The organism is Rugosimonospora acidiphila, from assembly GCF_039543385.1.
GTDB classification, from domain to species: domain Bacteria; phylum Actinomycetota; class Actinomycetes; order Mycobacteriales; family Micromonosporaceae; genus Rugosimonospora; species Rugosimonospora acidiphila.
The window spans coordinates 98117-111694 of record NZ_BAABJQ010000016.1 but is presented as its reverse complement, the minus strand read 5'-3'; the positions used below and the strand labels follow the sequence as shown (position 1 = coordinate 111694).

The 13578-nt window shown below is 70.8% G+C and carries 12 protein-coding genes; 6 read left to right on the top strand and 6 right to left on the bottom strand.

Going from position 1 to position 13578, the window contains the following annotated elements; genetic code table 11:
• Positions 1 to 148 precede the first annotated feature (148 nt).
• From gap to ABEA87_RS24980, 6 genes are all read left to right on the top strand, one after another.
• A complete protein-coding gene (gap, locus tag ABEA87_RS25005; protein WP_345633406.1) occupies positions 149 to 1153 on the top strand; it encodes a type I glyceraldehyde-3-phosphate dehydrogenase in 1005 nt (334 codons plus the stop codon).
• Positions 1150 to 2337: a phosphoglycerate kinase gene (locus ABEA87_RS25000; protein WP_345633404.1), complete on the top strand. Its 1188-nt coding sequence runs from the start codon at positions 1150 to 1152 to the stop codon at positions 2335 to 2337. The genes gap and ABEA87_RS25000 overlap by 4 nt, the downstream gene beginning before the upstream one ends.
• 32 nt (positions 2338 to 2369) lie before the next feature.
• A complete protein-coding gene (tpiA, locus tag ABEA87_RS24995; RefSeq protein ID WP_345633609.1) occupies positions 2370 to 3125 on the top strand; it encodes a triose-phosphate isomerase in 756 nt (251 codons plus the stop codon).
• Positions 3126 to 3220: 95 nt separating this feature from the next.
• Complete coding sequence (gene secG, locus ABEA87_RS24990) at positions 3221 to 3475, top strand: preprotein translocase subunit SecG (RefSeq protein WP_345633402.1); 255 nt, start codon at positions 3221 to 3223, stop codon at positions 3473 to 3475.
• A gap of 158 nt (positions 3476 to 3633) precedes the next feature.
• On the top strand, positions 3634 to 3978 hold the full coding sequence (locus ABEA87_RS24985) for an RNA polymerase-binding protein RbpA (RefSeq protein ID WP_345633400.1): 345 nt from the start codon (positions 3634 to 3636) through the stop codon (positions 3976 to 3978).
• 70 nt (positions 3979 to 4048) lie between these two features.
• Positions 4049 to 4801 (top strand): arylamine N-acetyltransferase family protein, encoded by a 753-nt coding sequence (locus ABEA87_RS24980; RefSeq protein ID WP_345633399.1) that lies wholly within the window; start codon positions 4049 to 4051, stop codon positions 4799 to 4801.
• Between the two features lie 175 nt (positions 4802 to 4976).
• Here ABEA87_RS24980 and pgl read toward each other — a convergent pair whose 3' ends face one another.
• The 6 genes from pgl to tkt form a co-directional block, all read right to left on the bottom strand.
• Positions 4977 to 5747: a 6-phosphogluconolactonase gene (pgl, locus tag ABEA87_RS24975; protein ID WP_345633397.1), complete on the bottom strand. Its 771-nt coding sequence runs from the start codon at positions 5745 to 5747 to the stop codon at positions 4977 to 4979.
• Positions 5744 to 6760 (bottom strand): glucose-6-phosphate dehydrogenase assembly protein OpcA, encoded by a 1017-nt coding sequence (locus tag ABEA87_RS24970; RefSeq protein WP_345633395.1) that lies wholly within the window; start codon positions 6758 to 6760, stop codon positions 5744 to 5746. Before ABEA87_RS24970 ends, pgl begins: the two co-directional genes overlap by 4 nt.
• A gap of 97 nt (positions 6761 to 6857) precedes the next feature.
• Positions 6858 to 8378, bottom strand: coding sequence for a glucose-6-phosphate dehydrogenase (gene zwf, locus ABEA87_RS24965; RefSeq protein WP_345633394.1), 1521 nt, complete (start codon positions 8376 to 8378; stop codon positions 6858 to 6860).
• 64 nt (positions 8379 to 8442) lie between these two features.
• Entirely contained in the window at positions 8443 to 10098 is a 1656-nt protein-coding gene (locus ABEA87_RS24960) for a glucose-6-phosphate isomerase (RefSeq protein ID WP_345633392.1), read from the bottom strand.
• 76 nt (positions 10099 to 10174) lie between these two features.
• Positions 10175 to 11311 (bottom strand): transaldolase, encoded by a 1137-nt coding sequence (gene tal, locus ABEA87_RS24955; protein WP_345633390.1) that lies wholly within the window; start codon positions 11309 to 11311, stop codon positions 10175 to 10177.
• Positions 11312 to 11323: 12 nt separating this feature from the next.
• Complete coding sequence (gene tkt / locus ABEA87_RS24950) at positions 11324 to 13477, bottom strand: transketolase (protein ID WP_425570948.1); 2154 nt, start codon at positions 13475 to 13477, stop codon at positions 11324 to 11326.
• Positions 13478 to 13578 lie beyond the last annotated feature (101 nt).

Here is a 13578-nt window from a genome sequence, read left to right as displayed (position 1 = left end):
CCCGGATACGGACCAGCACCGCTAATTCGGTATGGTCGTCCTTGTTCGGCGACGGAGCCGACGCGCCGTACCGAGGGCAGGACCGGCAGCGTCGCCGGGTGCGCGAAGGCGGACCAACCATAACAACTGCGGCAAGGAGATGTGTCCTGTGACCATCCGGGTTGGCATCAACGGCTTTGGCCGTATCGGCCGTAACTTCTTCCGGGCAGCCCTGCAGCGGGGCGCCGACATTGAGCTGGTGGGTGTCAACGACCTCACCGACAATGCGACCCTCGCGCACCTGCTGAAGTACGACAGCATCCTTGGTCGGCTGGGCCACGAGGTCAAGGCCAGCGCCGACGAGATCACTGTCGGTGGGCACACGTTCAAGGCGCTCGCCGAGCGCGACCCGGGCAAGCTGCCCTGGGGCGACCTGGGCGCGGACATCGTGGTCGAGTCGACCGGCCTGTTCACCGACGCCGAGAAGGCCAAGGTGCACGTGGCCAACGGCGCCAAGAAGGTGATCATCTCCGCGCCGGCCAAGAACGAGGACGTCACCATCGTGATGGGCGTCAACGAGGGCAGCTACGACCCGGCCAAGCACACGGTCATCTCCAACGCGTCGTGCACCACCAACTGCCTGGCCCCGATGGCCAAGGTGCTCCACGACACCTTCACCATCGAGCGTGGCCTGATGACCACGATCCACGCGTACACGCAGGACCAGAACCTGCAGGACGGGCCGCACAAGGACCTGCGCCGCGCCCGCGCCGCCGCGCTGAACATCGTGCCGACCTCGACCGGTGCCGCCAAGGCGATCGGCCTGGTGCTGCCGGACCTCAAGGGCAAGCTCGACGGGTACGCGCTGCGGGTGCCGGTGCCGACCGGTTCGGCGACCGACCTGACCTTCACGGCCGGCCGGGAGACCAGCGTCGAGGAGGTCAACGCGACCATGCGGGCCGCCGCCGAGGGCGCGCTCAAGGGCATCCTCGTCTACACCGAGGACCCGATCGTGTCCAGCGACATCGTCACCGACCCGGCGTCGTGCATCTTCGACTCCGGCCTGACCAAGGTGATCGGCAACCAGGTCAAGGTCGTCGGCTGGTACGACAACGAGTGGGGCTACTCCAACCGGCTGGTCGACCTGGTCGCGCTGGTGGGTTCGAGCCTGTGAACACGCTCGACGCTCTGCTGAGCGAGGGAGTTTCGGGCCGGCGCGTCCTGGTGCGCGCCGACCTGAACGTCCCCCTCGACGGGGACCGGATCACCGACGACGGCCGGATCCGGGCCGTGCTGCCGACGCTTTCCGCGCTGCTCGGCGCCGGCGCCCGGGTCACCGTCATGTCCCACCTGGGGCGTCCCAAGGGCGCGCCGGAGCCCAAGTACAGCCTGGCCCCGGTGGCCCGGCGGCTGGGTGAGCTGATCGGCGGCGAGGTCGCCTTCGCCGACGACACCGTGGGCCCCTCGGCCAAGGGCATCGTGGCGGGCCTGGCCGACGGCCAGCTCGCGCTGCTGGAGAACCTGCGGTTCAACCCGGGGGAGACCAGCAAGGACGAGGCCGAGCGGACCGCCTTCGCGCGGGAGCTGGCCGCGTTCGGCGAGGTGTACGTCGACGACGCGTTCGGCGCGGTGCACCGCAAGCACGCCAGCGTGTACGACGTGGCGAAGCTGCTGCGGCACTACGCGGGCGGCCTGGTGCTGCGGGAGCTGGAGGTGCTCGGCAAGCTGACCGGCGAGCCGCAGCGGCCCTACGTCGTGGTGCTGGGCGGCAGCAAGGTCTCCGACAAGCTGGCCGTCATTGAGGCGCTCGCGCCCAAGGTCGACGAGCTGCTCATCGGCGGCGGCATGTGCTTCACCTTCCTCAAGGCCCTGGGCTACGAGGTGGGCAAGTCGCTGCTCGAGGACGACATGGTGCAGACCTGCCGGGATCTGCTGGAGCGGTTCGCCGGGAAGATCAAGCTGCCCACGGACATCGTGGCCGCCGACCGGTTCGCCGCCGACGCGCAGGTGCGCACGGTCGAGGACAGCGCCATTCCGGACGGGTGGCTGGGCCTGGACATCGGCCCGGACAGCGTGACCGCGTTCGCTGAGGCGATCGCCGGTGCCCGGACGGTGTTCTGGAACGGGCCGATGGGCGTGTTCGAGCTGGCGCCGTTCGCCGCGGGTACCCGCGGGGTGGCCGAGGCGATCACCAAGGTGGACGGCTTCACCGTGGTCGGTGGCGGCGACTCGGCCGCCGCGGTGCGCAGCCTCGGGCTGCCCGAGGACGGATTCACCCACATCTCGACGGGTGGCGGTGCGTCCCTGGAGTACCTGGAGGGCAAGAGCCTTCCCGGCGTCGCCGCATTGGAGGGCTGAGGGTGGCCGCCAAGCAGGCACGGCGGCCGCTGATGGCCGGCAACTGGAAGATGAACCTCAACCACCTCGAGGCCATCGCGCTGACCCAGAAGCTGGCGTTCAGCCTGCCGGAGAAGCTGCTCAGCGAGGTCGAGGTGGTGGTGCTGCCGCCGTTCATCGACCTGCGCAGTGTGCAGACGCTGATCGACGGGGACAAGCTGCTGCTCGGCTACGGCGCGCAGGACCTGTCGCCGTTCCCCAGCGGGGCGTATACCGGGGACGTGTCCGGCCCGATGCTCGCCAAGCTCGGCTGCCAGTACGTGGTGGTGGGGCACTCGGAGCGCCGGGCGTACCACCACGAGGACGATGCCCTGGTGGCGGCGAAGGTCAAGGCGGCCCTGGCGCACGACATCGTGCCCATCCTGTGCGTGGGCGAGGGGCTCGACGTCCGCGAGGCCGGCGGCCACATGCGCCACTGCATCGACCAGCTCGACGCGGCCCTGATCGGGCTGAGCGCCGAGCAGATCGAGAAGATTGTGATCGCGTACGAGCCGATCTGGGCGATCGGTACCGGCAAGACCGCTACGCCCGATGACGCCCAGGAGGTCGTCGGCGGTGTCCGCCAGCGCATCGCCGAGAACTTCGGGGGCCCGACCGCCGAGCGGATCCGGCTGTTGTACGGCGGCTCGGTGAAGTCGTCGAATATCGCCGCGATCATGGCGGGGCCCGACGTCGACGGCGCACTGATCGGCGGGGCGAGCCTGGACGCCGAGGAATTCGTCAGGATCGTCCGGTACAACGAAAACTGAACAGTCGATAGCGGGCTCCGGCCGCGAGCCGGAGCCCGCTATTGTTGTGGGGTTGCCGAGAGCCGGCAGCCTCCCCGAGAGGACTGAGCACCGCCATGACGTGGTTCGCGTATACGCTGATCGCTATTCTCGTGATCACCAGCGTGCTGCTCACTTTGCTGATCCTGCTGCACCGCGGTAAGGGCGGTGGCCTGTCGAGCATGTTCGGGGGTGGCGTCTCCTCGAGTCTGGCCGGTTCCTCGGTCGCCGAGAAGAACCTCGACCGTTACACCATTCTCGTCGGGATTATCTGGTTCGCCTGCATTGTCGGGATTGGCCTCTGGCTCCGAATCGCAATGAACGGTTCCTGATCAGCACTTTTCGTCCTACACTCGGGCACGGTGCGCGACCCGGATGCCGGGTGGTGCTGAGAGCGGCCAGTTGATCAACCGGGTTGACCACCACGTTCGGCCCACCATCAGCTGCAGCCAAAGCACGTTGCGCCGAGAACGACGAGGAGCCGACAGTCGTGGCAAGTGGCAACGCTATCCGGGGCATACGGGTCGGTTCCGGACCGATTCGTGCCGATGAACGCTGTGAGCCGGCCCCCAGCCGGACGGTCAGCTACTGGTGTGCGAACGGGCATCGTGTCGCGCCCCTGTTCGCCGCCGAGGTGACCGCCCCGCCAACCTGGGAGTGCCCGCGCTGCGGGCAGCCGGCCGGCCAGGATCGGCTGCACCCGCCGGGCGCCCCGCGCGCCGAGCCCTACAAGAGCCACCTGGCCTACGTGAAGGAGCGGCGCACCGAGGCCGAGGGCGCCGCGATCCTCGCGGAGGCGCTGCGCAACCTGCGCCAGCGTCGGGGCGAGGAGTAGCCCCTCCCGGCCGCCGATCCGACCGGATCGGGGCTCCGACTGGATCGGGGCGAGGCGACGGAGGGACGACGTGGACACGAAGCGGTATCTGGCGAGGATCGGGGCCGAGTTCTCCACCCCGGACCCAGCCACGCTGCGGGCGCTGCAACGGGCTCATCTGGCCGCCGTACCGTTCGAGAATCTCTCCATCCATCTCGGCGAGCCGGTCGTGCTCAGCGAGGATGCGCTGTTCGACAAGGTAGTGAACCGGCGCCGGGGCGGCTTCTGCTACGAACTCAACGGCCTGTTCGCCGCTGGGCTCAGCGCCCTCGGCTACCGCGTCGAGTTGCTGTCCGCCCGGACCCACGGCGACGGGGGCTACGGACCGCCCCTGGACCATCTGGCGCTGCGCGTCGAGGCGGATGGGCCGTGGCTGGTCGACGTCGGCTTCGGGCGGTTCTCCGCGGAGCCGCTGCGCCTCGACACCGACGCCGAGCAGTACGACCCCGAGGGCGTGTTCCGGGTGGTGTCGGGGCCGGACGGCATCGACGTGTCGATGAACGGCGTCCCCCAGTACCGGCTCGACACCCGGGCCTACGCGCTGACCGACTTCGTACCGACCTGCTGGTGGCAGCAGACCTCGCCGGACTCGCACTTCACCAGGTCCGTGACGTGCTCGCTGCCGACCCCGGCGGGGCGCGTCACGCTGTCCGGGAACCGGCTGATCACCACCACCGGCGGCGTGCGTGACGAGCGAAGGCTCTCGACTGACGCCGAGATTCGCGACGCCTACCGGACGTACTTCGGCATCGAGCTGGACCGGCTGCCGGCGCTGCCGGGCTGAGTCATTGAGTGGCAATCACTCCCGGCCGCGCCGGCAGCAAGTACGGCTGCCGGCGCTGCCGGGCTGAATCATTGAGTGGCAATCACTCCCGGCCGCGCCGGCAGCAAGTACGGCTGCCGGCGCAGCCGGGCTGAGTCGTTCAGTGGCGATCAGCCCGGCAGCGCCGTGGAAGCCGTCAGCGCGGACTGCGCATCCGCTGCGGCACCTGGGCGGCCGCGGCACCGTCGAGCAGCCAGAGCGTGCGGCCGACGCCGCGTACCCCGCCCGCCGGTACCCGCGCCGGTCCGGACTCCGACAGCGCCATTCCGACCGCGCCGGCCTTGTCCGCTCCGGTGGCCACCAACCACACCTCTTCGGCCGTGTTGATGGCCGGAAGGGTCAGGCTGATCCGGGTCGGCGGCGGCTTGGGGCTGCCCAACACCGCCGTCACCGGCCGGGTCTCGCGGGCCGCGGGGCTCTCGGGGAACACCGAGGCGACGTGCCCCTCCTCGCCGACCCCCAGCATGAGCACGTCGAAGCGCGGCAGCGCCTCGCTGCCGGGCCGCGCGACCTCGTGCAGCACCCGCGCGTACCGGGCGGCCGCGGCCTCGGGATCGTCGCCGTCCGGCCCGTCGGAGGCCGGCATGGCGTGGACCCGCTCCGGGTCCAGCGGCAGCGAGTCGAGCAGGGCCGCCCGCGCCTGGGTGTCGTTGCGCTGCGGGTCCCCGGCGGGCAGGAACCGCTCGTCACCCCACCAGAAGTCCACCCGCGACCAGTCCACCGCGTCGCGTCCCGGGCTGGTGGCCACCGCCGAATACACGGCGGAGGCGATCCGGCCACCGGTCAGCACGACCGAGGCGACCCCACGGGTCGCCTGGGCGTCGATGAGGCGGATCACCAGCCGCGCCGCGACGGCGGGGGCCAGCAACTCGGGGTCGGCGTGGACGATGACGCTGGCCTCGCTCACGAAGGCGTCCCCGCGGGTTCGGGAGACGCCGACGCCGCGCTCTGCCGCCCAACCAGGGCCGGGTCGCGCCAGATGTGCTGCCGGTGCGGGCTGCGCCGGTCGAGGTCCGGGATGCCGGACAGGGCGGACAGCGCCTCGGAGTAGATCTGGTCGGCGTCCAGCCGGCGCAGTTCCTCGGCCAGCTCGTCGCCGAGCGGGCGGCGCACCAGCGGCAGCTGGCGGTCGACCTGCCCGGTACGGCTGAAGATCGCCGTGTTGTCCTCCCGGGTCAGTCGCAGCGTGTCACCGTTGGCGCACTTCAGCTCCACGGCGCGCATCCGCGGGTACTGGTCGGTCGGTTCCAGCGTCGGCCGGATGCGCAGCCGCGCGGCCAGCCAGCCGCACATCAGCGCGCCGGTCGGGTCGTGCTGCGGCGCCACCACGGTGGCCTCCGTGACCCGGGCGTCGACCGTGTCGAACGCGCTGGCCACGAGCGTGCGCCACGGGGTGATGCGGGTCCACGCCAGGTCGGTGTCGCCGGGGGCGTAGTCGACCGCCCGCTGCCGCAGCGCGGCGACCGGGTCGACGGCCTGGGCGGCGTCGGTGACCCGCCGGTCGCCCACCACGCCGAGGAAGTCGTGCGCGATGCGCTCCGGCGGCTGGTCGTGCCACCAGGTGACCACCGGTACGTCCGGGGCCAGCAGCGGCATCACCACCGACTCGGCGTGCAGCGCGAGCCGGCCGTACATGCGCATCACCACGGCCTCGCACGGGCCGAGCCGGCCGCCGACCACGATCTCGGCGTCCAGCCGGTTGACGTCGCGGGTCACGTCGCTGCGTACCACGATCAGCAGCCGGCACGGGTGGGCCGCGGCGGCGATGGTCGATGCCGCCTCGGCCTCCCGTACCCGCTTCTCGTCCACCACGGCGACCAGGGTCAGGGCCAGCCCGCTGGTCACGCCGCCAGCGCTGCGCCGCTCCGCGGCCAGCGCCTTGACCACCTCATTGCCGGTGGTGTCCCACAGACCGATCACGCTGCTCTCCACTTCACTGCCCCCGACGTCGCTGTGCCGCGCTCACCGGCGGCGTGAGCCCCGGGCCCCTGGTGCCCGGTGGCCCGCCGCCACCCGCTCACGCTCGCCGCCATTGCCGACCGTCCCGTGCCAGCAGGTCGTCTGCCAACCTCGGGCCCCACTCACCGGCCCGGTAGGTCTCCGGCTTGGTGCCGGTCCACGCCGCCTCCAGCGGGTCGACCACCCGCCAGCTGGCCTCCACCTCGGCGGCGTCCGGGAACAGGGTGCGGTCGCCGATCAGCACGTCGAGGATGAGCCGCTCGTACGCCTCGGGGGAGGAGTCGGTGAACGCCTCGCCGTACTGGAAGTCCATGGTGATGTCGCGGACCTCCATGGCCGTACCCGGCACCTTCGAACCGAACTTGAGCGTCACGCCCTCGTCCGGCTGCACCCGGATGACCAACTGGTTGTTGCCGAGCATCTCCACGTCGGCGGGGTGGAACGGCAGGTGCGGGGCCTGCTTGAACAGCACGGCGATCTCGGTGACCCGCCGGGGCAGCCGCTTGCCGGCCCGGATGTAGAACGGCACGCCGGCCCAGCGACGGTTCTGGATGCCCAGCTTGACCGCCACGTACGTCTCCGTGGTGGAGTCCTGCGGGACGCCCTGCTCCTCGCGGTAGCTCACGGCCCGCTCGCCGGCCACCCAGCCGGACAGGTACTGGCCGCGCACGGTGTCGGCGTTGATGTCCTTGGGCAACGAGATGGCCCGCAGCACCTTCAGCTTCTCGGTGCGGATCTCGGCCGCGTCGAAGCTGGTCGGCTCCTCCATGGCAACCATGGCCAGCAACTGCAGCAGGTGGTTCTGCAGCACGTCGCGGGCGGTACCGGTGGCGTCGTAGAACCCCGCCCGGCTGCCGATGCCCACGTCCTCGGCCATGGTGATCTGCACCGAGTCCACGTACTTGGAGTTCCAGGTCGGCTCGAACAGGGCGTTGGCGAAGCGCAGCGCCAGGATGTTCTGGACCGTCTCCTTGCCCAGGTAGTGGTCGATACGGAACACGTCGTCGGCGGTGTAGACCTCGTCGACCAGCTCGTTGAGCTGCTTGGCCGACTGCAGGTCGGTGCCGAACGGCTTCTCCACCACCACGCGCCGCCAGCCGCCGGCCGCCTCGTTGTCGGCCATCCGGGTGCGCCCCATCTGCTTGAGCACGATGGGGAACGCGGTCGGCGGGATCGACAGATAGAACGCGGCGTTGCCGTGGATGCCGTGACTGTCGCGCAGCTCATCGAGGGTACGCGCCAGGGTGTCGAAGGCCTCGTCGTCGTCGAACGAGCCCGGAACGAACTTGATGTTGCCGGCCAGCCGCGACCAGACCTCCTCCCGCCACGGGGTGCGGGCGTGATCCTGGGCGGCCTTGCGGGCCAGGGCCTCGAAGTCGCCGTCGCCCCAGTCGCGGCGGGCGAACCCCAGGACCACGAAGCCGGAGGGCAGCATGCCGCGGTTGGCCAGGTCGTACACCGCGGGGATCAACTTCTTGCGGGCCAGGTCCCCGGTGACGCCGAAGATCACCAGAGCACACGGCTCCGGGATCCTCGGCAGCCGCCGGTCCTGGGCATCCCGCAACGGATTGGCAGTCACGGCCGCTCCTGTACGGTCATCGGTCGCCGCGCAATCGCGGTCATGGTCTGCTGGCTTCGCATTCTCACTTCAAATCCTTCGCGGCGGCCAGCAACTGGGCGATGCCGGCCGCGCGATCGATCAGGTGCAGGTGGAGCACCGGACGACCCCGGTCGGCCAGCGCCTTCCGGTCGCCGGCGGCCTGGGCGGCCTGCAGCGTGCCGAAGGTGTAGGGCTGGCCGGGTACGGGCAGGTCCTCGTTGACCACGCCGGTGATCTGAAGGTAAGAGCCGACCTGCGGGCCGCCCTTGTGGTACTGGCCGGTCGAGTGCAGGAACCGGGGCCCCCACCCGAAGGTGACCGGCCGTTCCTGGCCGGCCCGGGCCAGCAGCGCCCGCAGCTTCGCGGCGTCGGCGTCGACATGCCGGTCCAGGTAGGCCATGACGGCCAGGTACCCGGCGGTGTCGATGCCGTTGACCAGGTCGCGCAGGGCCTCGGTCACGGTGGTCGCCACGTCACCGAAGATCTGGATCGCGCCGTCGGTCACCGACGGCCCCTCGTCGGGCAGGCCGCTTTCCAGGATGTGCTTCGTGTTGTCCTTGGACTCGGTGACGTTGGGCTGGTCGAACGGGTTGATACCGATGATCCGTCCGGCGATCGCGGTCGCGTACTCCCAGGTGAGGAACTGCGCGCCGAGCGGGCCGTTGACCGCGGCGTGCGGCTGGATGCCGCCACCGGGCACCGTGCCGGGCGCCAGCGCGCCGCCCAGGCAGACGCTCAGCACGTCCTCGCCCGAGGCGCCGGGGGCGTCCGGGGACTCGACCACCACCGGCAGGATGCCGGTGCCCAGCTTGCCGGTCGACTCGGCGAGCAGCTGCTCCGCCCAGTCGCCCAGCCCCTGGATGCCGGTGCCGTCGTCGATCAGGGCCACCTTGTCCCGACCGTCGTTCTTCGCCGCGGCACCCAGCGCAACGCCCAGCGCCAACCCGGGGTTGTCCGAGTCCTGGCCCAGCGCGGGAAGCAGCGCCTCGGCCTGGTCGAGCAGCTCGGCGACGTCCACCCCGGCCAGCGCGGTGGGCACCAGCCCGAACGCGGTCAGCGCCGAGTACCGGCCACCGACGTCGGGGTCGGCCAGCAGCAGCGCGGCCCCCATCTCGGTGGCGACGGTCTCCAGCGGCGAGCCCGGGTCGGTGACGATCACGAAGTGCCGCCCGATCTCGGCCTCGTCCAGCCCGGAGTCCTTGAACGCCTGCCAGTACGCGCGCCGGTGACTGTCGGTCTCGACGGTCCCGCCGGACTTGCTGGAGATGACGATCAGGGTCTGGGCCAGGCGGTCGCCGAGCGCGGCGCGCACCTGACCCGGATCGGTGGTGTCCAGCACGGTCAGCGGCCGACCCAGGGTCTGCGCGATGACCTCGGGCGCCAGCGACGACCCGCCCATCCCGGCCAGTACCACGTGGGTCAGGTCGGCCAGCTCCTCGCGCAGCTGGGCCAGCTCGGGCAGCAGGTCCCGGCTGCGCCGGAAGGTGTCCACCCAGCCCAGCCGGATCTTCGCCTCGGACTCGGCGTCCGGGCCCCACAGCGTGGGGTCCTTGGCCGCCAGCAGGCCCGGCACTCCGGCCTGGACCAGCTGGGCCCGGTCGTCGGCCGCTCCCGGCACCGAGGCGGCGCCGGATACCGAGATCCCGGCCGCGGCCTCGACCCCGTCGAGCAGCCCGCCCTGGTTGGATGCGTCGGTCATCGCGCCACCTCGCTCCGCTCGGCGGCGCGATGAGGCACGACCGGACTGTGCTGCGTGATTCGCTCGCTACGCTCGCTCATCGCGCGTCCTCCGGACGGGCCGAACCGCCGTTGGTGCTCTTCAGCTGCTCGGTCATCGAGGCGAGCAGTTCGTTCCAGCTCTGCTCGAACTTCTCCACGCCGTCGCGCTCCAGCGCGTCCACCACGTCCTTGTACTCGACGCCGATGGCCGCCAGGTCGTTGAGCACCTGCTGGGCCTGCGCGTACGAGCCGGTCACGGTGTCGCCGGGCACCTCGCCGTGGTCGGCGAACGCGTGGATGGTCGACTCCGGCATGGTGTTCACGATGCCGGGGGCGATCAGCTGCTCGACGTACATGACGTCGCGGTACTCCGGGTTCTTCGTGGACGTCGAGGCCCACAGCGGCCGCTGCGGCTGCGCCCCGGCGCCGGCCAGCGCCTGCCACCGCTCGCCGCCGAACACCTTCTCGTAGTGCTGGTAGGCCAGCTGCGCGTTGGCGATCGCGGCCTTGCCGTGCAGCGCCTGCGCCTCCGGCGTGCCGATCTTGTCCAGCCGCTTGTCTACCTCGGTGTCCACCCGGGAGACGAAGAAGCTGGCCACCGAGCCGATCTTGGACAGGTCGTGGCCGTTGGCCTTGGCCTGCTCCAGGCCGGCCAGGAAGGCATCCATGACCTGGTCGTAGCGCTCCAGCGCGAAGATCAGCGTGACGTTCACGCTGATCCCCTCGGCCAGCGTCGCGGTGATCGCCGGCAGCCCGGCCTCGGTGGCCGGGATCTTGATGTACAGGTTGGGCCGGTCAATGAGCCACCACAGCTGCTTGGCCTCGGCGACCGTCTTGGCCGTCTCGTGGGCGAGCCGGGGGTCGACCTCGATCGAGACCCGCCCGTCCACGCCGTGCGAGGCGTCGAACGCCGGGCGCATCACGTCGCACGCCCAGCGGACGTCGCGAGTGGTGATCATCCGGGTAGCTTCCTCGACGGTAACTCCCCGCAGGGCCAGGTCCTTGACCTGCTCCGCGTAGTCGGCGGCCTCGGCCAGCGCCTTGGCGAAGATGGTCGGGTTACTCGTCACGCCCACCACGTGCTGCTGGCGGCGCAGGGCGTCCAGGCCGCCGCTGCTCAGCCGCTGCCGGGAAATGTCGTCAAGCCACACCGCCACACCCGCGGCGGAAAGCTCGGCAAGCCGGTCAGTCATCGTGTTTCTCCCTCAGTTACCCGTGGTGGAACCCTTGAGTGAACCGACCCGAGACAGCGCGGCGCGAGCCGCCGCTACCACCCGGTCGGCCGTGAATCCGAACTGCTCGAACAGCACCTGGTAGGGCGCGCTGGCACCGTAGTGCTCGATCGAGACGCACTCGCCGCAATCGCCCACCAGGTCCCGCCAGGACATCGCGATCCCGGCCTCCACGCTCACCCGGGCCTTGACGCCCGTCGGCAGCACCTGCTCGCGGTACGCCGCGTCCTGGTCGTCGAACCACTCCCGGCAGGGCATGGAGACCACCCGCGTCGGGGTGCCGGCCTCCTCCAGCCGGTCCCGCGCCGTCAGCGCCAGGGAAACCTCCGAACCGGTGGCAATGAGGATCACCTCTGGTTGCCCGTTACCCGCCTCCGCCAGGATGTAACCGCCGTGCGCCACGCCGTCGGCCCCGGCCAGCTTGGTGCGGTCCAGCGTGGGCAGGTTCTGCCGGGTCAGCGCGAACGCGGTCGGCCGGTCGGTGTGCTCCAGCGCCATCCGCCAGGCCCAGGCGGTCTCGTTGGCGTCGGCCGGGCGCACCACGTCCAGCCCCGGGATCGCGCGCAGCGCGGTGAGGTGCTCGATCGGCTGGTGGGTGGGGCCGTCCTCGCCCAGGCCGATGGAGTCGTGCGTCCAGACGTAGACGACCGGCAGCTTCATCAGCGCGGCCAGCCGGACCGCCGGGCGCATGTAGTCGCTGAAGACCAGGAAGGTGCCGCCGTAGGGGCGGGTACCTCCGTGCAGCACGATGCCGTTGAGGATCGAGCCCATGCCGTGCTCGCGGATGCCGAAGTGCAGGGTCCGCCCGTACCAGCCGCCCGGGAACGCCTTGGTCCCGTGCTCCGGAGGGAGGAACGACGGCTCACCCTCCATGGTGGTGTTGTTGCTCTCCGCCAGGTCGGCCGAGCCGCCCCACAGCTCCGGCAGCACCGGCGCCAGGGCGGTCAGCACCTCGCCGGAGGCCTTGCGGGTGGCCATGCCCTTCTCGCTGGCCGGGAACACGGGCAGCGCGTCGGTCCAGCCCGCCGGGAGCGAGCGGGCCGCCAGCCGGTCGAACAGCTCCTTGCCGGCCGGGTTGGTCTGCGCCCAGGTGTCGAACCGGCCCTGCCACTCCTCGCGCCACTGCGCGCCGCGGGCGACCGCCTCGCGGGTGTGCGCGAGCACGTCCTCGTCGACCTGGAAGGTCTTGCCCGGGTCCATGCCCATGACCGTCTTGGTGGCGGCCACCTCGTCGGAGCCCAGCGCGGAGCCGTGCGCCTTGCCGGTGTTCTGCTTGTTCGGCGCGGGCCAGCCGATGATGGTGCGCAGGTTGATGAACGACGGCCGGTCGGTCTCCGCCTTCGCGGCGACGATGGCGTTGTACAGCGCCTCGAAGTCCTCGTGGTACCCGTCCGCGGTGCGGAAGTCGACGTGCTGGACGTGGAAGCCGTACGCCTCGTACCGGGCGGCCACGTCCTCGGACTTGGCCACGTTGGTGTCGTCTTCGATCGAGATGTCGTTGTCGTCGTAGATGACGACCAGGTTGCCCAGCTTCTGGTGGGCGGCCAGCGCGCTCACCTCGTGGCTGATGCCCTCTTCGATGTCACCGTCGGAGCAGATGACGTAGACGAAGTGGTCGAACGGGCTGTCCCGCGGACCCTCGTCGGGGGCGAACAGGCCGTGCTCCCGGCGGGCGGCCATGGCCATCCCGACCGCGTTGCCCAGGCCCTGGCCGAGCGGGCCGGTGGTGGTCTCCACACCGGCGGTGTGTCCGTGCTCGGGGTGGCCGGGGGTCAGCGACCCCCACTGCCGCAGCGACTTCAGATCCTCGATCGCGAGCCCGTAGCCTGCCAGGTACAGCTGAATGTACAGGGTGAGGCTGCTGTGCCCGGCGGACAGCACGAACCGGTCCCGACCGGGCCACTGCGGATCGGTCGGATCATGTCGCATGATCTTCTGGAACAGCAGGTAGGCCGCGGGGGCCAGGCTCATGGCGGTGCCGGGATGGCCGTTGCCGGCCTGCTCCACGGCATCCATGGCAAGCGCCCGGACGGTGTCGACCGCGCGGCGGTCGAGGTCAGACCAGTCGAGTTTACTGTCGGTCACGGCGGCCGTTCCCCCAATAAAGTGTCGCTCTAGAGCTGTCATTGCCGACCCTACCCACCAGGGCGAAGGCGCGGCGCGCCATCTCCCCCTCCGCCGCTGCCCGGGCGGAGATCGCCGGCCGCTTCCGGCCGTCCCAGAATGAT